We start from the raw sequence: 22,123 nt of genomic DNA on the forward strand, positions 1-22,123 counted from the left end.
TCAGTATTATTGCAAAAAAAAGCACTAGTGCTTCGGCTTGGCAATGCCCTGCAGAAACACATCCATAGCCAACCGATATGCCGCTAGCGCTTCATCACGTTCCATTCTCCGGCAATGCTGGCTTAGCCCAAGCAACAGACTGTCCAGAATAATTGCATGACCGGAGACATTCGTAATTTCAAATTCATTGCTATCGATACCCTTCTGAAGAAGCTGTCGATTAAAGTCAATATACCCTTTGACCATAACGTTTATTCGCTCCTCCACATCTGGCGCTTTCTCCGCGTTATTAAAAAACTCATCAGCAGCCCTCGTAAGTGGATGATTCAATTGATCATGTGCTAAATATTCGACCATGCCGTATAATTTATCGGTTGTAGTCAGGTACAACTTTTCCTTGACCAACCAATTCCGATCCCACTCTGTGTTCCACTCCTCAAGTAAGTGCAGAAAAAGCCCTTCCTTGTTCTTAAAATGATAATAAATGTTACCAGCGCTGCACCCTACTGCTTTGACAATGTCTTCAATAGCGGTTGCTTTGTAGCCCTTTTGAGCAAATAAAACTCTTGCCGCATCCGCGATCTTTTTCTTCGTTTGCTCGGTTTGCTGTTTCTTTTTATTCACACATGCTTCACCACTTTCTAGCCGAAAGAGCTGCAAAAATGAAAATCATCTATAATACTGAACATTCATTCAGTATTATAGGTGATTATTGAAATCTTTGCAAACCTCTTAGTGGCAGGAGACTACATAGCAGCCGCTTTTGCAAATGTAATGACGCTTCAGAGCATCCTTGTTATACTTAAGGAAAATAATGGGAAGTGACGGTTGACATAAGGAGTCTTACCTGCGTAGATAGCCGTTCATTAGGGGGACGTATGGTATTCATCCATCAAACCAAAAGTAAGGATGATTCGGGCATGCAAGCCGATGTCCATCGGGGACTTCCGTCATCTATAAATGCATGGCATACCGCTCATCGTTCGGTTGGAAACCGAATGGTACAAAGGATGATTACTCAGCATATCACAAATGCGAGTCATGAAACGATTCAAAGACAGCTAAGCGCTGATCAAATGGATGAATTAGAATATACAGTAAATAGATTTGCCTTGGCAATTGGTTATTCTAAGGCCATTGTGGATCGCACGCTCAGTATATTGCAGAAGCGGCATAACTCCGTTGCCGAAGCCATACAAGATATCGACAATGCTTTTGGAGAAGCCATCGATCAGATAAAAGGGACGTCCGTCGAAGAGATCGACATGGATCTAGATGATTCAAGCAATAAGCAGGCGACAGATGTCTCTACTCAGGTCCCAAAGCCTCATCCGCAAACACCAGGAAACACACCAACAATAGCTGCTTCCAACCATAATGGCATTTCTCATTCCGAACAGCAATCTCCGAAACAAAGTGGCTCGTATCCGCAAAGTAATTACCCTAGCGTAGGCTATTCTCAACAGCCGCTTTCGGGAAATCAAACAAATCATCCATACAGCGATTATTACGGGCAACAAGCGCAATCTGGATACAACTATGCGACACAGCAGCCTCAAACCGGCTACCAACACAACGCTTATTATGGACAACAAGCTCAATATGGATACAACTATGCTTCACAGCAGTATCAAACCGGTTACCAACACAACGCTTATTACGGGCAACAACCGCAATCTGGATACAACTATGCTTCACAGCAGCCTCAAACCGGTTACCAACACAACGCTTATTACGGGCAACAACCGCAATCTGGATACGACTCGTATAATCAGCAGCAGCATCAAAGCAATTCAACAATTGTCGGGAATCAAACAGGTTTTTCATTTCAACAAATCAAGCCAATCGTCAGCAGCCTGTTCCCAGATAAATCTAGCGAAATTATGGAATTGCTGCAATGGGCCAGCACATCCCCGATGATCGTGGGTTTTAAAACATGGTACTCAGACATGATGCAACGTGCTGATGATGAAAGTATGGTTAAAGACATGCTTTACGAATTGCTAGATGTCCAAAGAGAAATAAATACGAATCAGAAACCTGATCTTGTCTATCATTTGGATAACGATAAGCAATCCACCGCAAAGAGCTTCGACTATAAAGTGACCCGTGATAAACAATATCCCGGTCTAAACATGCCTCTGCAGGAAAACGTATCTAAACACGAGGTTACACATGTTGAGAAGCTTGTTCAATCGTCAGCAGATTTGCATCCTGGTGTCAGGCACATTGCCGAAAAGGTCTTAAGAGAAGACAAAGAATCGTATAAAAAGTATACGATTGGCGGCACTGTCGCAATGACAAAAGGAGTTGCCACTACAACGTCGGTAGATGCCGTACTAAAAGAGCTATTGAGAACATTAAATAGCAACCCTAGCTCAATAGAAGGAAGAGTTGCTTACTTGGATAAGATTGTTGTTGTCGATCACAACTTCCAAGTACTAGGGACGTTTACGAAAAATAAGTCTAAATGGACGTTAGAATAACAGCTTGAAAATTTTCGACATGGCCGGTTCCAAGCGAACATGGATATCGCCTGACGACGGATAGGCAGTTTGCTCCCAAAGATCATAAAGCTTATAAGAATCCTCTTTGGACAGACCCAAACGCTCTACAGATATGGTTTTCTCAACCGCTTCATCTTTATTATAGTTAAATACCGCGATATAAACTTCTTTATTTCCTACCATTTTGAAAAAAACATCAGCAGCAGAGTCATCGGTATTTCCCTCAAGCGGCATAAAGCTCTTTCCTGCCCGCCCAATTGCTAGAAGCTCCGGGCGGGTCAACCAGGCGCTCGCTCTGTTTCTCGCTTCCTCCTGGCGGAAATCGTCCCCCATCAAGAGCACCGTCCCAGCTATAATGGAAGCATTAAAACGGCTACGACCTTCCTGCGGTATAGTAGGTTCTTGGTTAAAGCTTTTGTACAGCACGGTATGATCCGGATCGTTGTAAGGATACAGGGTCCCACTCATCCACCAGCCATAAGTAAGTGAATTCAACATATATTCCGTATCTTTCAAAGTACCTTAAGCATCACAGGAGATGCGGCGGCTATGAGCATATTGATGTGGAAACATTGGCGCAATAGACAAATTAATAAAGAACGGGCGTCCGATCACATCGGGATCGAGCCTTCTCTTGATCAACGCCATGCCGAAGTTGTATGCTTGAATTCCTGTACGAATCTCTGGATCGAAGTGCCTGCCTTCCAGAGCCCCATGACCGAGGAAATCAAGCTTCATATATTCGAAACCCGCTTGGATAAAACGCTCCAGGTACCATTCCATCCGCAGCAGACTCCCCGGGTGCGTAGAATCAATCGCTAATCCACCGTCTAATTCAGGCAAAATGTGACCTTGATCATCTCGAAGCAGGAGATCTCGATAGGTATATTTGCCGTCCGTTCCTTCCACATTCCGGTCAAAATCGTTCCCCCAGAAGGCAAAAGGCGTCCAATAAATGCCTGCTTTCTGACCGTTGCCGCGAACGTGACGCACGGCATCCTCAAGCTGCACCTCGCTTAAGTTGGTCCAGAACGTGTCAAAGTTGATATAGACGGTGCCATTTTGATGAAATCCTCCGTCGTATAAGCTTTTCAAGAAATCCGACGTGTGGACATAAAGTTCGTAGTCAAGGTCCGCACCAGCGGCCGACCAACTATTCCATCCGAAAGGAACACCATTCTCCCATTGAAGTGGAGGAGCGACTTTGGCATTCGCCATCCCGTATTGTTCCAGTCCAACTCTATAATCGTCATACATGCCTACAAAGATTCGAGGTGAAGCAATCGTTTGGCCGATTAGCGTGCCGTGAGGAATCGTATCGCGCGTATACTCGTCTGCCGCTCCTCCGTATACTTCCAGTCGCTGAATCGCTGCTCTTTCTTCGCCGGCGATTTTCACTCCGGTTTTCCACATATCATGCGTCACAGAACCAACGATTAAGCCTCTTCTGGAGTCCGGCTCAAGAACGGCCGTAACTTCGTAGCTTTCCAGCTGACTGGGCATGACGACTGATTCGTAACGTACCCACTTGTCGTTATCGAATGGAACGAGCAGCGCCCTTAGCTCCGCTGCGCCTGTCCCCAATGTAATCGCCGATGATCCTAGCGCTGCATCGACCGTCAACGGCGACATATAGTTCGTCTCCAGTGCTTCAGTTCCCCCCTCCAACTCGACTTGAACGAAAAAATAGGGCGTTGTTTCATACATCCAAAATGTTTGTCGCATGACCGGAAGCGCCTCAGCGGTATGAATGACGGAAAATTGGCAGCCAGAACCGAAACCATCGTGGAGCGTTCGAACACCTCCATCGTCCAATCTGTGCTCCGTGTATTCGGTTGATCGAACTAGCTTCTCTCCGAGCTTCGCTGTGCTGTAAGCGCCAGTCAGTCCGCTGCCGGAAGACCATACATAATCAGCCAAACCACTCGTCAAATCGATTGTAATTCGGCACGCTCCATTTTCCCCAATCACTTGCCCATTGGGCGTTTGAATCCTGATTTCGGATGCCATCGATAAACCCGCTCCCTTCAATATGAATAGCTGATAGAAGAAACAAGGGAGGCCGGATCATGCCCCGGCCTCCCTGAATCGCATCCTTATTTCCAAAGATCCGTGCGTTTCTTATAGTTGTCGCTCAAAATTTTCTCCACTTTCTCGTCGCCGGCTGCCTTCATGTCAGCAAGCATTTTATCGAACAGAGCAGCTGCATCGGCTTCGCTCTTAGAAATAATGATTTTGGTAATCGTTTGGTTCATAATATCCGTAACCTTTTGGCTGACTAGCGCATCAGGTGTGCCGCCGGCTGGGCCCAAGTTGTCGTATACAGATGTATCCCACACCGTATCGGACAAATTCTTGAGCGCCATCTGGTCAATCTCACCGCGTTGGTAACGGCCTGGCAAATCGAATGGCGTCCCATCGGAGCCTTTGCCGTTCTTGACGAACCAAGTCCATTTACGGATACCGGTTTTCTTCGCATAGTTATCCCAATCGTCTTTAAATCCTTGGAGCACTTCCGGACGCGGCGTATGTTTGCCATCCTTCATATCCCAGTGCACACCCTCGATACCCCACATGAGCAGGTACTGGCCTTCTTCGCTTGCCAGGAAGTCGATGAGCTTCATCGTTCTTTCAGGATTTTTGTTCGTCTTCGTAATCGCGATTGCATCCCAGCCGAGCGTGCTCTTAGGCCCTAATGTAGTCTTAGACGGGTCGACGCCAGGTCCTACAAGTTTGTAAGGATACATCTGCTTTTCGGGTCCGCCTGATTTCTTAAGCACGCCATTAGGCGTACCGAAATCCCAATAAGCGCCTGGTGTTGCAAAGACGAGTCCGTTAGAAATTTTTTGCTCCCATGTCTGCTTCTTGTTGACTGGCCATTCCGGATCGATTAAGCCTTCGCGGTACAGTTTGTTCAAATACAGCAGCATATCCTTATACTTTGGATCTTTCACATCGTACTTCAGCGTCCCGTTATTCTCATAAAAGGCCTTCATCCCCCACATGCCTTTAAACGTTCCAAGCACGGCACTCATATTCTCACCGTTAAACGACATCGGGAAGACGTCTTTGCCGTCGACTTTACCAAGCTTTGATTTAAAATCTTTTAACAGCGTTTCGAATTCGTCCGCCGTGAACGGCTTCCCACCCTCAGCCTTGTCAGGAGCGATTTGCTTAAGCCAATCCATTCGCATGCTCATGCCGAATACCGGTTCGTTCTCTGGACCGTACCAGTTGGAAAGATAGTAATTCTTTCCGTCGGTGAACCGTGTCTTCTTCAAGGTGTCACCGTACATTTTTTTCACATTGGGACCGTATTTCGTAATCAGATCATCCAGTGGAATGATCGCCCCAGCAGCAATATATTTGCTGACGATATCGCCTCCACGATCCATCAGGACGACATCCGGCAGATCGCTGCTGGCGAGCATTAGATTCAGTTTCTCCGCAGGATTTCCCGTCGGCTGCTGAATTTCGATCGTAACCCCCGTGCGTTTCGTAATTTCCTTGGCAACCTCATTCGTAAAGACATCGCCTGTATTTTTATCAAAAAACGTCAATTTAATCGGCGTTGTATCGTTTGCTTTGCTATCCGCTGTAACAGCTGGATTCTCGCTGGACGAAGCCGTGTTTTCCTTCGTGGAGCAGCCTGCGATGACAGAACCCATTAGTACCGTTGAAAGCAGCACGTTGAACGTTTTCCTTGTTTTGAACATAGAACTATTTCCCCCTTGACTCATCATGATTGTTTACTGCAAATGCATGGCTTCATGCAAGATCCGCTCCAAACCACCGCCTTTCATAAATAAAATGCTCAACTCAATTACGCTTTCACCGCTCCTACGGTCATGCCTTTGACAAAATACTTCTGCAGGAACGGATATACGACGACAATGGGCAGCGTCGCGACAATCGTTGCTGCCATCCGGATCGAATCCGACGATACAGCAAGACGTTTCGCTGAATCGGCCATCTGCTGCGCATCCGACACCATCGTTGACGTCTGATATTGGTTCAAAATTTTGACAAGAACAGCCTGCAGCGTCTTCAGCTCCGGTTTATAGGTGAACACGTAGGAATCAAACCATGAATTCCAATGGCCGATTGCAGTAAACATCCCTATCGTAGCCAGCACCGGAAGCGTCAATGGGAGCACGATTTTGAGGAAGATTTGCAAATCGTTCGCACCATCCATTTTCGCAGATTCATCCAATTCCCCAGGCAACTGCTGGATAAACGTGCGCACCAGTATCATGAAAAACACATTCATTAGACCTGGAGCAATATATACCCAGAACGTATCAATGAGGTGTAAACTTTTCAAAATCATATAGTAGGGAATTAAGCCGCCGCCGAAGTACATCGTAAATATGAAGAAAAGCGTAAAGAACTTTCCTCCGACCAAATCGCGTTTGCTGAGTGGATAAGACAGCAGGCTTATCACGAGCACAGCGAGTGGCGTACCGATCAGCGTACGTGCAACGGTCACTTTGACCCCATTCAAAATTTCCTGATCGGTTAAAATCTGCTGGTAACTTGATAAGGAAAATACCCTCGGCCAGAAATAAATGCCGCCCCGAATCGTATCCTCCGCACTGTTCAAAGACAGTACAAGGATGTTCCAGAATGGATAGAACGTCACAATGAACACCACTATGAGAAATGCATATACGAATCCGGCGAAAGCGATATCACCACTGGATTTAGTTCTCATCCAGACCCACCCTTTCCAGTCTACTCTGGCTAAAATAATGATTGCTGATTCATCCGCTTGGAGAGCGAATTAACGCTGACGACCAAGATGAAGGCGACGAGTGATTTGAACAGCCCGACAGCAGCCCCGTAAGAGAACATGCCATTTTGCAGCCCGTAACGGTACGTATACGTATCGATGACGTCGGAATATTTCAAGATCGTATTATTTTGTAGCAAATACTGCTGGTCGAACCCGGCGTTCAAAATGCCCCCAATCGCCAGAATGGCCAAAATCACAATCGTCGGACGCAAGGACGGCAGTGTAACATGGAACATTTGGCGCATCCTGCTTGCTCCGTCAACCCTCGCAGCTTCATATAGTTCGGGATTAATCGCGGATATGGCAGCCAAATACATGATCGCATTAAACCCCATATCTTTCCACATGTTGGATACGGCAATGATTCCCCAGAAATAATGGCCATTTTGAAAGAATTGCACCGGTTCATCCGTGATATGCAGTACCACCAAGAGCTTGTTGATAAGTCCCTGCGATGAAAGCAGTGTGATGATGATGTTCGCTGCAATAACCCAAGAAATGAAATGAGGCAAGTAGGATACCGTTTGCACCACTTTTTTGAACAAACCCGTCTTCACTTCGTTGATCATCAAGGCTAACAGAATGGGTGCAGGGAAACCGACCAATAGTGACAAGAAACTTTGCGCAATCGTATTACGCATAATGATATAAAAGTCTCCGCTTGTAAAAAAGTACTGAAACCATTCGAAGCCGACGAACTTGCTTGTAAAGAACTGTTGGAAAAAGGACCCCCCGCCAGGCGAGTAATTGATAAATGCCATGTACAACCCGAACATCGGCCCATACGAAAATAACAAGGTGGTGATGAAAGCAGGCAGCATCATCAAATATAAATATTTCTGTCCTTTCATCCTTTTGAGTGACGCTTCCATATGTACAACCCGCCTTTTCCAGGTGCTGCGGCGGCCGAGCCGCTCATCAGCTCCATAATCTTTGGTATGATTTCATTATAGGAATGGGCCAGGAACAATTCTATACAAGCATTTTCAGAATCATATTCCAAAATAACACATCTGACGGGAAGTCATTGTTTATTTGTGTTATACGTTCTACAATAAATGAGAAAACATGCGTCTAGAGAGGTGGTAACGCTTTCAATGTTTAGTATCCTGCTGGTAGACGATGAAAAAATGGAACTCGAGATGCTAGCCCATTATATTCGTTGGGAAGATATGGGGATTCGTGTTGCTGGAACCGCGAAAAACGGGCGAGAAGCCCTTCAGCGCATGGAAGAGCTTCGCCCTGACATTATTTTGACGGACGTACGTATGCCGATTATGGACGGATTGGAATTCAGCAGACGGGCCAAGCAGATCGACCGCAACGTTCAAATCGCTTTTCTAAGCGGGCATGATGAGTTTCACTACATTAAAGCGGCTTTGTCTGTGGAAGCGATCGGCTATTTGCTAAAGCCACTCGATATGGAGGAGCTCCATAATCTGATGGATAGAGTCAAACAGAAATGCGAAGAAATTAGCATTTCTTCGCAAACCTCAGGCGTACTCAAGGAAACGTATTTGCGAGAGCTTTTCTTGGAAAACAATCCTAAGATTAGAGCGCATTGGATTGAGAAATTACAGCTCCTGCCGTCTCCAATACCGGCGAGCAGTTTCTTTCAAATTTTATATATAACGGCTGATACTTTCAGCCAACCTGGCATGGAAGCTGTGATGCCGATTCGCCGATTCGTAAAGACGGAGATGTCCGGTGCCTTTCTCTGTCAAATCAAGGAAGGCACCTTCGCCATTCTCTATTGCCGTAAGCTGGATGCATCATCCAAAGAACTCTACGATTTGGCGGAGCAGTTGCTTGAGCATGCAAGCGACAGCAGCAGCGGAGCCACGCTCTCCATCGGCGTTTCCAACGTCGGTATGGGGATAGAAAGTCTGTACGATTTGTGCGCAGCCGCCAAGCAAGCGAATGCGAGCAAATTCTATCTCGGCTTAGGTACATGCATAATGGCCGATCAAACGGTCGTTCCGGTGTACGAAGAAGTGAATCCTGAAGCGGCCATTACTTCGATTTGCCACGCCATTGCTCACCTGCAAGAATCAACGGCTATCGCTGCGATTCAAAGCTTTTTTGCAACAATGCGCAATTCAAGGATCGATCAGGATCTGGTAGGCTCCACCTCTCTGCGTTTAGTTACGGCCATTGAGCAGCACTTTGCCAATATCATTGGAGGGGGGTCCGTCCATTCCATGTATGTCGATGATTGGAAGCGGATTGCGAGATATGCAACGATCTACGAAATCGAAGTGCACATAACGGACGTATGCCTTTCAATACTTGCCTTGATGAAGGACAAAGATAAGGACAAAAACCTGCATATCGTTCATGAAATTACAAATCTGATTGACCGAAGCTTCAGCATGCAGTTGACCATTGAGGACATTGCCAAGAAGGTGTATCTCTCCCCCAATTACGTACGAACCCTTTTTAAGGAAAAAACCGGGGAAACGATTCTTGAATATTTGACGCGTATGCGAATTCAACATGCGGCTGAGCTGCTCAAGGACAAATCCAAAAAAATTCATGAGATTTCTGCAGCAGTAGGCTACGAGAATGTCTCTTACTTTTGCTCTGTGTTTCAGAAATTCAAAGGGACGACCCCTAACGAATATCGCAAAAAACTTTTATGATACAAGGACGATTGCCAATGCCATTCCGGTTTATAGCCAAAACATTTCTCAATCTCAGCCTGCATAGCAAGCTGTTTACGGTCTTTTGCATCGTCTCGATTCTTCCGTTGTTATTTTTCGTTAAATATTCGTACGACACGACCAAACGGGAGCTAACGGCGCAAGTTTACACGAATATGATCGCAACGACAGATCAAATTAACGCTAACTTGGAAACCAAACTTGATTCCTATTCAAAAATATCCGCCTCCATCTATTTGGACAGCACGCTTCGGTTGCTGCTTACCAAAGATTATACCGACAGTACGGACTACCTGGACTCATATACTTATTTTAATAATGTCATTAACAACGTACTGGCCACGAATCCCGACATTCGTACAGTCTCCATCTACACGAACAACACGACATTTCCAGCTGACAGCGTGTTTATTAAACGGATTGACGATGCAGCCAAAGCAACAAGGTGGTACGAGGCGATCAGCCATACGTACGGGAATGTGACATACAGTGTATCTTCGAATACGACGAATCCAGAACCGATCTTCACTCTGGCGCGTCTGCTCAATAACAACAGCCTTAACTATCCTTACGGTATTCTTACGTTCAATATTGCCGAAGCCGAAATTTATAGACTCATGGCAAAGGAAGACAAACAAAAAGATATTTATATCGTTGACGAGAACGGGACGATCTTGTCTAATCAGAATAAGTCGCTTTTGAATCAAAATATAACCCAGCTAATTCCCGGCACGTTCGGGGTAAGCAAGTCCGGCAGCTTCGACAGCGTGTACAACGGCGAGAAATCCTTCGTCGTCTACAATACGATTCAAAACGGCTGGAAGACGATCTCCGTCATCCCGTACAAGAGCTTCATTACGAACGCGCAAAACGCCTCCAAGCGAATTCTGTTCATCGCACTGGGCAGCATGGCCATTTCTATACTGTTGATTTACATCACGGCGCGGTTTTTCACCAAGCGGATCGAGTCGCTGCTCCATGTCATCAGGCGGATAGAACGGGAAGATTTTAATGTCAAAATGAGATTTATGGGGCATGACGAGATTGGTCAGCTGTCCTTCGCGTTTCAAAAAATGACTAGCCGCCTGAAAGAACTGATCAACGAGGTCTATAAGAAAGAAATTTCAAAAAAAGAAGCCGAAATGAACATGCTGCAAGCCCAGATTAATCCGCACTTTTTGTACAATACGCTGGCCTCGATATCAGCGCTGGCCATCAAACACCAAGACAATACCATTAACGAAATGGTCTCGCATCTCGCCAAGTTTTACCGTATTTCCTTGAACAAAGGCAAAATGATTTTGCCAATCAGCGAAGAGATCAAGCTGACCAAGTATTACATTGCCATCCAGCAGAACCGGTTCGAAGGACTGCTTCGGCTTCATTATGTGATTGACGAGTCGGTGCTTGTGTACCAGACGGTCAAGCTGGCGCTACAGCCTTTTGTCGAGAACGCCATTAATCATGCGATCTGGGACGACGAACTGGGCATTAATATCATTATTAAAGCCTATAGAGATGATCGGGATATTTATTTGGAAGTAATCGACGACGGGATGGGTATGCGACCTGAAACGCTGGAACGAGCTTTGAATAAAACCGACAATGTATCTGGATATGGGATTACCAATGTAGATCAGCGGATTAAACTGGCATTTGGCGACGAATACGGCGTTACACTGTACAGTAAGTTCGGTGTCGGCACGAAAGCACAGATTCGCATACCGCTGCACGGTACTAGCTCATAGAGATGTTATTGCGCAAACTTCATCAATAATAGAATCAAAATCCCCTATTTCACGAACCATGTTCGTCAAATAGGGGATTTTTGATTCTCATTTATTTGTTTGCATGTTGGATGAAGTAATCAATGTCGCCGATGAGGATCGTGGAAAACGGTTTGCTGATCTTTTTGCCCGTTAAAGCTTCGACGAAGATGCGTAGTGCCTTTAACTGGCGAACCGTCGCTTCTTTATTGCTGCTTCGCACAATTGCTTCCACTTTGGCCAGCAGTTCCTTCCCTCTGTCCGAAATCGTGATCGAACCGTTCGCAACGCCGATGTTAATTAGATCCATGAAATGATTGGTATCGATCTTCACCTGCAGCGCATACGTATTCGATGTCACATTCCCGGCCAAATCCGTTGCGGTTATATCGATAAGGTGGTTCCCGACAGTTAATGTTGCAGGATCGGCTTTTATCGGATTGCCAGCGGTTTTGTTATCCATTTGAATGGTGCTACCGCTAATGCCACTTAACGAATCTGTGATTTGAACTGGAAGATTCAACGTATCCGTTTGCCAAATCGTTAGTGGCTCCGTCATCTGGATCACTGGCGCTGTCCGGTCGATGCCGACTGTTATATGCTTGGTTTGCTCCACATTGCCGTATCTGCCTGTCGAACGATAGTCGATGCTGTACTCGCCCTCTGCGGATAACGTCACAGGCCCTTTAACCGTCACCCAGTCTCCTTCACCAAGCCTATACTCAGTCTTAAGGACGGTGCCTCCCAGTTGATCCTCTGCACTAAATGTCATCGTAACGTTCTTGTTCGTAAAAGATCCTGAACCACTGATTCCGTCTAAAGCAACGCTCGTCACAGGAGGCGCAAGGTCCAGCTGAAGCTTGAAAAGCTTTGACTCGGCTGGCTGCAAAGATATGTCAAGGGTATCACTCACCCTATCTTGAGACCTTGTCCATAAATCCGTCCGAAGATAAGAACCAACTCCCGTTATGCCTGCACGGTCCAAATGGATGGTCTTCACTGCTGAGGAAGCAGCATTGTAGTTGAAGACGGCCAAATAATAAGTGCCATTGTGATTCAACACGAAGGTGTCAGCCGCACCTGCACCGGTATTCCCTTCAATCGCTTGGAATGCTTTGCCCAGCAAAGCGACTTGGTTGACCTCTTTGTTCGTGAGCAGCTCGTTCATATAAGCTTGAGCGGTCGTATTATGAACGTCATCAGAATTCAAAAAGACCGTGCCGGAAATAACGGAGGAATTCACTCTGCTGCGCGCTTCGTTCAAGGAGTTTGCTTTGGACAACACCATGTGATCAGGATCCGTATATGGATATATCGTGCCGTTCTGCCACCAGCCATACGTAAGCGAGTTCAGCTCATATTCCGTTTCACTGATTTTGCCGTATACATCGCATGAGATTCGACGGCTGTGTGCATATTGGCTCGGGAATATCGGCGCAATCGATTCGCTGATGAACATGCTGCCGTCAATAACGCTATTCACGTAAGCCATCCCTTGATTGTATGCCTGAATGCCAGTCGTCACGGATGGATCCGCATGTCTTCCTTCTAATGAACCGTGAGTTAAGAAATCCAGTTTGATAAATGTAAAGCCTAAGGACTTGAACTTGCCTAGGAAGTAGTCAATACGCGCCTTCGTTCCCGGGTGTGTCGGATCAAGCGCATAGGCGCCATCCAAAGTAGGAAGTACTTTTCCTGTACTGTCTTTTAATACAATGTCGCCATACGTATATGTACTATTCGTCCCTTCGACGGCCTGACTCATATCGTTGCCCCAGTAGACGAATGGCGCCCAATAAATGCCGGCTTCCTGGCCATTTCCCCGAATCGTCTTCACGGCATTTTGCAACTCGGTATCCGTTAAATTATCCCAATAAGAATCCAAATTAATGTATAGTGCTCCGCCGTTATTAAAATAATTATCTTGAAGATTTGTTTTAAAATAATTCGACGTCTCAATGACATCTTGGTAGGTTAGATTGCTGCCGAAGGCCCCCCAACTATTCCAACCAACCGGCACTTTATTGGCTACTGGACTATGGAAACTTAAGGGCGGTGTAATGACGGCATTCGCATGGCCGTATTCTTCAAGACCAGCACGGTAATCTGCAAAATAGCCAACAAACACGGTGGGTGAATTGATTTGTGTGCCGGATATACGGCCATGAGGTTCAACGTCATGTGTAATGTTAGAAGACGCTCCCCCGTATACCGTCAAGTTGTTCAATTTGTTATTATAACCGGTCCAGGCAATGCCCGTTTTCCAGGTATCATGAGTCACCGAACCGATTACGAGGCCACTGCGATTCGTATTATCGTAAATTGCAGTTACTTCATACCCCGTATTCGCCGTGTTGATCGATTGCGCCTTATACCGGATCCAATTATCGTTATCAAAAGGGACGAAAAGAACCCGGTTGTCTACACTACTCCCGATATCCACACCGCTGCTATTGTTCACCACGACAGGAGCCATGTTGTTCGTCGTCATGGGAGAAGTATTCACCGCTTTTAACTGAGCCAGGAAAAAGCTTTTCTCTTCATATAAGGTATAACTTTGATGTAGTTCAGGCTTACCGGACGATTCATTGATGACTGTGAACCTGATGCCGGTGCCGAAACCGTCATGAACCGGGACGATCGCAGCATCCGATAGCGTATGATGGGTATAACTCTTACTAGTGAGAGGTTGGGGTTGTTCCAGTTGCAAGCTGCCGTATACCCCTTTTACAATTTTGACGTTTTTCCAGGAATAATCCGCCAGACCAGTGTCCGTATGGTACGCAATTGAAGTCTCACCATTCGAAAACGTAGCGCCATACGTATAATGTGTTACGGTAATAGAGCCGTACTGTTTCGACTCGCCCGGCTCGCCGAGGCTGGCGTCGACGTTATCGTCATCTCCGGGAATCAGAACCGTCTTAGGACCAACCTCAATTTTGTCGATATCCGGGGAATACCCGTTTCCGTCAGCGAACAAAATGGTGTTGCTGCCCGCCGTTAAAGATAAATTCATCACATACTTACCGACCGTATCCCAATCGGCTGTTTTCGGAAAATCGAACGTTTCGATTTCTCCCCCGTTTACACTGACTTGTGAGGAACGAGGATCACCGGATAGATAAGAAACCGTTACTTGATATTTTCCAGCTGCTCCGACTTCTACGCCATTAAATTTCAGAGAGCTTCCTTGGTATAAATTTCCGACCTTCTTGCCTCCGGAACAATTGGTACAATCTGCTATGCTTGCCTTGCCCGCTAACAGGTTGGCTGAAGATTCCGCTTCGTAGGATATGATTTTCGTCGAAACTGCAATCTTATCCATATCTGGAGAGTAAGAATTACCGTCCGACAACAGGATTATGTTGCTTCCGGCCATTAAAGTGACATCGACGTCAAAAGTACCGACCGTATTCCAATCCGTCGTTTTCGGAAGGTCATACAGTTCGGACGCTCCACCGTTTACACTGACCTGAATGGACCTCGGATCGCCGGAAATATAGTACAATTTGACCGTATATATACCCGGGGCATTCGTTTGGATCTGATTAAATTGCAGCGAGCTGCCCTGATATAAATCGCCGACTTTTTTGCCTCCTGAGCAAGAACCGCAGCTCAACACGGTCGCTTTACCAGCGAGTGTGTTCACGGCTGACTCCGCCTCATACATTTGGGCAAATATCGGCTCCGAACCATCTCCATCACCGTCTCCGGGATTTGGATCTGTCGACGGAGCGACCTCGATCTTGTCGATATCCGGCGAATACCAGTTGCCGTCGGCGAACAGGATCGTATTCTTACCGGCATTCAGTTGCAGCATGATATCGAAGCTGCCGACTGTGTTCCAGTCAGCCGTTTTCGGAAAATCGTAGTTCTCTGCGCTACCACTGTTTGCACGGATGTTTACTGAGCGTGGATCACCAGAAATATACGATACCGTTACTTTATAACTTCCCTTCTCACTCACTGTAATTTCGTTAAATTGCAGCGTACTGCCTTGGTATAGGCCACCAACCTTCTTGCCGCCCGAGCATTCACCACAATCGGCGACCGCTGAGTTGCCGCTTATAGCATTTCCCGGTGCTTCCGCTTCGTACGTTTGGCTGTCCGCATAAGCCGTCTGAATACCGATTCCGGCGTTGACAGGAACGGCAACCAACAAAAGCATGAGCAACGCGAGCCATTTTGCAATCCTATTTCGCATAAAATCTCTCCTTTTCAAGGTGTGCAAACCCTTTCATATCCATTATAGGAATGAAGTTAGAGAGATCTCTACACGATTATTTTCAGAAATATAACGATAATTAACGATCTTTATAGCTCAATATCGGAATTCATCGCCATAAACTGGCTGGGCATAACTCCGACCATCGCCTTGAAAGACCGGCTGAATAAATAAATGCTCGAGAAACCCACCCGTTCAGCAATTGCGGTTAATGTTTGGCTCCCTTCAATCATATGTATTTTCGATTGCTCGATTCGAATATGTGTCAAATATTTATGGATTGTAATGCCAAGCTGATCTTTAAATAAAAACGATAAATGATTGGTCGATATTCCGACATGCTCACTTATCGTATGATTGTCCAGTTCCGGGTCCCAAAATCTTTCATTAATGAATTTGATGGTGTTTTCAATGAACACCCAGCCCTTCGTCATCTTCCCCTCTTTATCGTTGCTACTCACTTGGCCCTTCATAAAAAGAACTAATAATTCCAAACAAATCCCTTTAAGGACCAACGAATAACCCGATCTCTTAGCCAAAAACTCCTTCTGCATGATCAGGAATCTTTTCTTAAGCTCCAACCGGTCGGGAAGCGTTAGACGGGAAATGGGGATTGTAGATGCTAGCTGCATCTCCTTCTCTACCACTGATCTACGCTCTTCCGTAATTGTTTGGTCTTTCCAAGAGCTTCTTTCTTCGTCATAATACAAATCAAAATGAACGATATATTGAATCAATGGCACCTCTGACGTAGAGCGAATAATATGCGCCATGAAGGGAGGCATTAGGAGAATGTCCCCTTCCTTCACCTGATATTTGACCCCGTCCAAAAAGAATTCAGCTTCTCCTTGCTCGATATAAGTAAACACATGGTCATAATCCATCCATTCGCCCGCCAGAGAGAAGGATTTATGAATTTTGACCACTCTAACGAAAGGCGTCAAGTTATTCATCCATGTCTCCATGTACTTCCCTCCTGCAGAGTGATAATGAATGAGTGCCCATCATTTTCCAAGTATAACTGATGGGGATTCCTATTGACCAGAGCCGCAATGGCGGCGAGCTTCTCTTTTAAAACTCATGTCTCACTCCAGTCAAATAAAACACCGCTGTACTGATCCTTATTCAATCGGAGACCCTCGTAAGCATTCTTGGCTTCCTCCGGCTTCAGCACATGGCTGATTAAAGGTTCAATCTGCAACCGTTTCTGCTTCATCATCTCGAATACGATGCTCGAGTTTCTGACCAAAGAATGTTTGACAAACTCATTAGGCTCAATCGGATAACGCCACTCATGCGCCCCCTTGAACGTAATGCAGCCTTTGCCATATAAATGGCAGTAATTCAAAACTTCCGTCACATCTGTGTTATATTCACCGCGAGGACTGCCTAAGAAAATGATTTCTCCTAATTTCGCGATATAGGAGAGACTCTGGACCGCTACATAGGGGACACCCGTAGCCTCTATATGTGTAGAAACTCCCTTCCCATGAGTGATTTCAGCAATCCGTTCCTTCACAATGTCTTGTCCGCCATTCACGCCATAGATCATACCACAGTGCTCAGCAATTCGAAGTCGTTCCTCCGATAAATCTATACCAATCACAGTTGCGCCCTGAGTCTGAGCCAGTTGAGCGGCCATATTCCCTATTAGTCCAAGCCCAGTTACGCTAACATAATCCCCAAATTCAATATTCGAAACACGAATCGCCGTTGTTGCGACCGTTGCCATGCGAGTAAACGGCACCCATTTCAAATCCAGACTCTCCGGAACTTTAAGAAAGTTCCCCCTAACCGAAACAACTTCATACTTGGAGTGGCTCCCATAATGAAATACAACATCGCCGGGTTCATACCCCGTCACTCCCGCCCCCACTTCCATAATCTCACTTACCGCCGCATAACCTGGAATGTCAGGCATTTGGAACCAGGCTTCTTTTCCAGACAGCATAGCCAGTTCAGTCCCTGGACTGATTAATGTATAAAGCTTTTTGACCAGAACTTCCTCTCCGCCAATAGGTCCTGAGAAGTTCTCTTCCACCGTTTCAACCTGCCACGGATTTAGAAAAATTACTTTTTTGTTGTTCATCGCATCGAAACACTCCTTCCTATTGATCTCATTTTCAATATAAATGTTTTTACTTGGAGCGTCTTTGACATAAAACATGATTTTTTATCGAAAAGCACGATAAATAGAAAACGGAGCCCGCGAACCCGCGGTACTCCGTTTTTGTTGTTTGCTAATTCAGAATTTGGCTAGCAAGCATGGACAGATCCTGAATGTCTACCTTGCTATCGCCGCTCAGGTCAAATTTCTGCCATGAGCTCCAATCGGAATCTTTGGACGACTTGCCATAGGCTTGAGCCGCCAATGCCAGATCGCCGACACTAACCCTATTGTCATTGTTATAGTCGCCGCCAATTGGCTTAATGACCGAATTCAGGAACGTTTGCAGCGCCGTCTGTAGTTGTGCAGTCGCCTGATCCACCGCCGCCTGATCGGCTGCTGGGTTATTCGCAACTGCCTTGGCTTGATCGATCGCCGCCTGCAGCGTAGCCTTCGAGCCTGCCGGATAATCGCCGACTCCGCTACCTTCCGACGCTTGGTCATGCTTAGCCTGGGCATCCGAAATCAACGCATTCAGAGCCGACTTATCTACTACCGCCTGCTGCTGAATGCTCAGGCTGTGGCTCACGCCTGTGAGCGACGTCTCAACGCCGCTTGCATCCGCCGTAACCACCTTGCTTAGCAGGATCGACGTATTCCCCTCCGATTCCGGCTTCGCCCTTAGCCTCAGCTTCAACAGATCCCCGTTCGGATCTGTCTGCTTGGCGCCAAGATGAACACCCAGCACGCGCAGCTTGCCGTCCACCAGCTTCTGATTAACGATGACGAATTGCTCGTCGGCCATCGTGATAGGGTCGTATACCTGCTCCACGACCGTCGGATCGAACTCGAAGGTCAGATCCTGCGCTATGACTCCTGACTCTAGATCCTTCCCGCTGTAAATCAGCTCGAACGTTTCACCAGGCCGGACCGTGGCCGGACCCGTTAGCTTGATTTTACTCTGGGTATTAGGCGCCATCGTCGGGACCGCAATGTCGGTCCTCTTGGACGGCAGCCTAGCCTCGTCGCCTAGATAGAAACTGGCGAAGCCCATCTGATCGTAGCCGGTGTTCTTGTTCGCCACTCCGCTGCGGTACATCGGGTCGTGCATCAGCGTGCGGATACCGTACTCCGTCGGTGATAGGGTTGTGACGATGGCCAGACGGTTGTTGCTGCCTCGGAGAATGAGCTCCTCGCGCCAATCACCGAACATGTCGGCCTTGAGTGTTGGTGTGCTTTTATTGCCGGTCGACGTGAGGCCTGTCGCGAGATAGGGTGAGGTCGCGAAAGTCAGGTCGTTGACCGTACTGATAGTTGCGCTGCTGACAGCCATGGCCGTCAAGCCGCCACCGAACCAGATGGCGTTCTGGCCGCTGCCCAGGTTTCTGCTGCCGTTCAGGAGCTCGCCGGTGATCATACTCCTGGCGCCATTCTCCGAATATCCTTGCGCGCCTGGCCAGCGGTTAGAGAAGTTGCCCGCCACTGCGCCCTCGGCGTCGCTGCCAGCGTATACACCGAAGATAAGCGAGTTTTCATTGATAACCTCGCCCTGCTCGTTAAGCCGTTTGCCCTTCATCGGGTCGTGGGCCTCCGGGCCGGGCATCCAGCCGTAATGCTTGCCGTTTCGGATGTCGTCCAAAAGGTGCTCCTCGCTACCTGACCACATTCTGATGCTGTTGTCCTTGTCGACCGGGAGCAGCGCGCTGCGGTCACCGTGGCGGAGAGGTGCCCACAGGTTCAGCGGGTTGCTGCGCACCGCGTCGGTGCCGAATTCAAAGCTGTCAGCTACCGGAGGGATGCTGTTCTGCCCCTCGATTGTGGGCATGATATCGCCATTAAGTACCTTGGGCAGGATCATGGTCTTGTCGGAATTCAGACCGAGGACCATGGCTTTCATCACGATCTCATCCCGACCGTCGCCGTCGAGGTCGGCGGTTTGGGTTTGATGGTTACCACGGTTCTGGTAGTCGTAGGCGGTGCCACCCAGAGCCCAGTACCGCGGGTCAGCCGAGTCGAAGCTGGCCTGGAGTCTGACTTTGCCGTTCACGATATTGAAGGCGGCAAATGTCGTCCTTGCGTAGTAGCCACGCTGGGAGACTGCGTATTTGTTAACGCCGTCAAGAGCGGCTACGATGCCGAGGTAGCGGTTGGCGCGATTGCCCTGCGCGTCGCCCCAAACGGCGGCCTTCCAAGGATGCTCAAGCCAGTAGGCTTCTTTCTCGGCCATTATCTGTGCTTTATAATCACTTGCCGAACTACCAGCGCCAGGGCCGGGGAAGGCCAGATAAGAGAAATTGCCGCGCTGGGATTCAGGCGTCATGGCCCAGTTCTCGCCGTCGACACTGCCCTCGTAAGGGAACGGATATTTGGCGCTGTCCACGAGCACGCCTTTACCAGCATCATCGTCCCACTTATAGGCCGAGAAAAACTCTTGGTCGTCTTTGGCGGGGCCGATCGGGCCAACGTGATAGGTCTTAATCCACCGTTTGATTGTCGGATCATTGACTCCGTCGTTGCCGCCTCCGGCTATCGGGCTGCGGTAAGAGATGGTGAAGCTGTTAAGGAGAGACCAATAGTTGTCAAGGGCCTGTTCGTTGCCCGTGGCGAAGTACTCCTTGAACTTGTCCGTGGTCGCGTTAAGGCCATTCTCGCCTCCAACGACGGTGCTCAGAGTGTCCGGATATATGACGGACTGCGACTCATCGTCCCAGTTACCAATACGTGTGCCTAAGGCAGTCTTGAGCATTAGCTCGGCCTTGCCGTCACCATCAAAGTCTTCGCTGAACATCGTAGTCTCGTGGTCATTGGCCGCTCTAACGTTATAGCCCATGTCGACACGGAACAGCAGGGTTCCATCCAACTTGTACACGTCTATGTACTCAGGAGCGGTTAAGTTGTTACTGCCGCTGAAGATCGGTTCAGAATACATGGGGTCTTGCTGGGTACTGCGCCATTTAACGACGATCTCGTATTCGCCGTCGCCGTCAAAATCGCCCACTGTCATGTCATGGGTGGAGTAAGCGGAGCTCTGGGATGTGTATATCGCGCCAGTACTGGTTTTCGCGTAGGCCAGCTTGGCGCCATTGTCTAGTTCCTCGACGTACTTTATGAACTTGGCCTCCAGCTCAGTGTACAAGGCATCGCTGACGATGCCATCGGTCCCAAGGGAATTGGTAGGCTGCCACGTTTCATGGTTGTACCCGTTCAGCTTGTCGACCCATCCGCTCAGATCTGTCACGCTGACCGGGGTCTTGTTGTCATGCGGCTCGCGGAAAGCCTTGAGCAAATCCATGTCGACAACATACCAGTGCTGGCCGCCCGTTCCGGGGATAACCATGTTAGCCGTGTTCAGATTGGTGCCCGGGCCGAACCTATTGCCTCGGTACATGAAGTGCGCGAGCGGCACTGGGGCAGGGGCTGGCTTCATCGGGATATATTGCACGGCGCCTCTGCCAGCCTGCCCCGCGCTTCCTGCCAAGGCCGACAACATGGGTACGGACATCCCCTGTCTCAAACCTTCAACGCCGCTACTGACAGGTGCTACCTCATAGATGGAAGTTAAGAGGCCATTTGGGTCGGTGTAGTTAGATGGTGTGACGTTTTCTTTTACAATGCCGGGGTTTGTCTCGTAGTTACTCTCGGGCTGTACATTCCGGGGTGTGATCGTGGTAATCTTCACAAAATCTGCTTCACCGTCTTTCCGGTAGACGTTCCAAGAGAGGCCATCGGGCTCGTCTCCCAGGAAGCGCCAGCTCAGGAATATGCCGCCTGTGACCTGGGCAGCGACCAAGCCGCGTGTCAGATACTCCATTGGTCGCAGACTGCGCCCTGCGTCATCAGCCGATGCCGGGACGCTGAAGGTCAGCAGGGACAGGCACATGGCCAGCGCCAGGGACAGAGATACGAGTTTTTGCATTGTCTTTTGCATGATTTGTTTTCCTCCTTTAACAAATGTTGATGTGTCAACGGGTTGATCCGTTGTAGAGTGCCAAAAAAAGTTTATTTGGAAGCGCTTACCATAAATGTTTTATATCATGTGAAACTATTCCAACATACGGGT

13 protein-coding genes are annotated in these 22,123 nt (G+C 47.7%); 3 read left to right on the forward strand and 10 right to left on the reverse strand.

Annotated elements, in window-relative coordinates:
• Positions 1-24 precede the first annotated feature (24 nt).
• Positions 25-624 carry a TetR/AcrR family transcriptional regulator gene (locus AC58VC_RS05490; protein WP_497367799.1) on the reverse strand — a complete coding sequence of 200 codons (600 nt, stop codon included), beginning with the start codon at positions 622-624 and terminating at the stop codon, positions 25-27.
• Between the two features lie 254 nt (positions 625-878).
• Between AC58VC_RS05490 and AC58VC_RS05495 the strand changes: the two genes are divergently transcribed.
• Positions 879-2,486 (forward strand): hypothetical protein, encoded by a 1,608-nt coding sequence (locus tag AC58VC_RS05495; protein WP_497367800.1) that lies wholly within the window; start codon positions 879-881, stop codon positions 2,484-2,486.
• Here the strand turns inward: AC58VC_RS05495 and AC58VC_RS05500 are convergent.
• From AC58VC_RS05500 to AC58VC_RS05520, 5 genes are all read right to left on the reverse strand, one after another.
• Complete coding sequence (locus AC58VC_RS05500) at positions 2,478-3,023, reverse strand: hypothetical protein (RefSeq protein WP_497367801.1); 546 nt, start codon at positions 3,021-3,023, stop codon at positions 2,478-2,480. The genes AC58VC_RS05495 and AC58VC_RS05500 overlap by 9 nt on opposite strands.
• 6 nt (positions 3,024-3,029) lie before the next feature.
• On the reverse strand, positions 3,030-4,517 hold the full coding sequence (locus AC58VC_RS05505) for an alpha-amylase family protein (protein WP_497367802.1): 1,488 nt from the start codon (positions 4,515-4,517) through the stop codon (positions 3,030-3,032).
• Positions 4,518-4,603: 86 nt separating this feature from the next.
• Positions 4,604-6,223, reverse strand: coding sequence for an extracellular solute-binding protein (locus tag AC58VC_RS05510; RefSeq protein WP_497367803.1), 1,620 nt, complete (start codon positions 6,221-6,223; stop codon positions 4,604-4,606).
• A gap of 107 nt (positions 6,224-6,330) precedes the next feature.
• Positions 6,331-7,221, reverse strand: a complete 891-nt coding sequence (locus AC58VC_RS05515) for a carbohydrate ABC transporter permease (protein ID WP_497367804.1) — start codon at positions 7,219-7,221, stop codon at positions 6,331-6,333.
• Positions 7,222-7,250: 29 nt separating this feature from the next.
• Positions 7,251-8,153 (reverse strand): ABC transporter permease, encoded by a 903-nt coding sequence (locus tag AC58VC_RS05520; protein WP_497367805.1) that lies wholly within the window; start codon positions 8,151-8,153, stop codon positions 7,251-7,253.
• A 207-nt stretch (positions 8,154-8,360) separates the two neighbouring features.
• Here AC58VC_RS05520 and AC58VC_RS05525 point away from each other — a divergent pair, with 207 nt between their 5' ends.
• Entirely contained in the window at positions 8,361-9,944 is a 1,584-nt protein-coding gene (locus AC58VC_RS05525; protein ID WP_497367806.1) for a response regulator, read from the forward strand.
• Positions 9,941-11,713: a cache domain-containing sensor histidine kinase gene (locus AC58VC_RS05530; protein ID WP_497367807.1), complete on the forward strand. Its 1,773-nt coding sequence runs from the start codon at positions 9,941-9,943 to the stop codon at positions 11,711-11,713. Before AC58VC_RS05525 ends, AC58VC_RS05530 begins: the two co-directional genes overlap by 4 nt.
• A gap of 91 nt (positions 11,714-11,804) precedes the next feature.
• Here the strand turns inward: AC58VC_RS05530 and AC58VC_RS05535 are convergent, their stop codons facing one another.
• The 4 genes from AC58VC_RS05535 to AC58VC_RS05550 form a co-directional block, all read right to left on the reverse strand.
• The gene (locus tag AC58VC_RS05535; RefSeq protein WP_497367808.1) at positions 11,805-15,935 is read right to left on the reverse strand and encodes a carbohydrate-binding protein; all 4,131 of its coding nucleotides are present in this window, start codon (positions 15,933-15,935) and stop codon (positions 11,805-11,807) included.
• A 110-nt stretch (positions 15,936-16,045) separates the two neighbouring features.
• Entirely contained in the window at positions 16,046-16,921 is an 876-nt protein-coding gene (locus AC58VC_RS05540; protein ID WP_497367809.1) for an AraC family transcriptional regulator, read from the reverse strand.
• Between the two features lie 113 nt (positions 16,922-17,034).
• A complete protein-coding gene (locus AC58VC_RS05545; protein ID WP_497367810.1) occupies positions 17,035-18,045 on the reverse strand; it encodes a zinc-dependent alcohol dehydrogenase in 1,011 nt (336 codons plus the stop codon).
• 151 nt (positions 18,046-18,196) lie between these two features.
• Positions 18,197-21,991 (reverse strand): rhamnogalacturonan lyase family protein, encoded by a 3,795-nt coding sequence (locus tag AC58VC_RS05550; protein WP_497367811.1) that lies wholly within the window; start codon positions 21,989-21,991, stop codon positions 18,197-18,199.
• Between the last annotated feature and the right edge of the window lie 132 nt (positions 21,992-22,123).

This window comes from Paenibacillus sp. J22R67, from assembly GCF_059692175.1.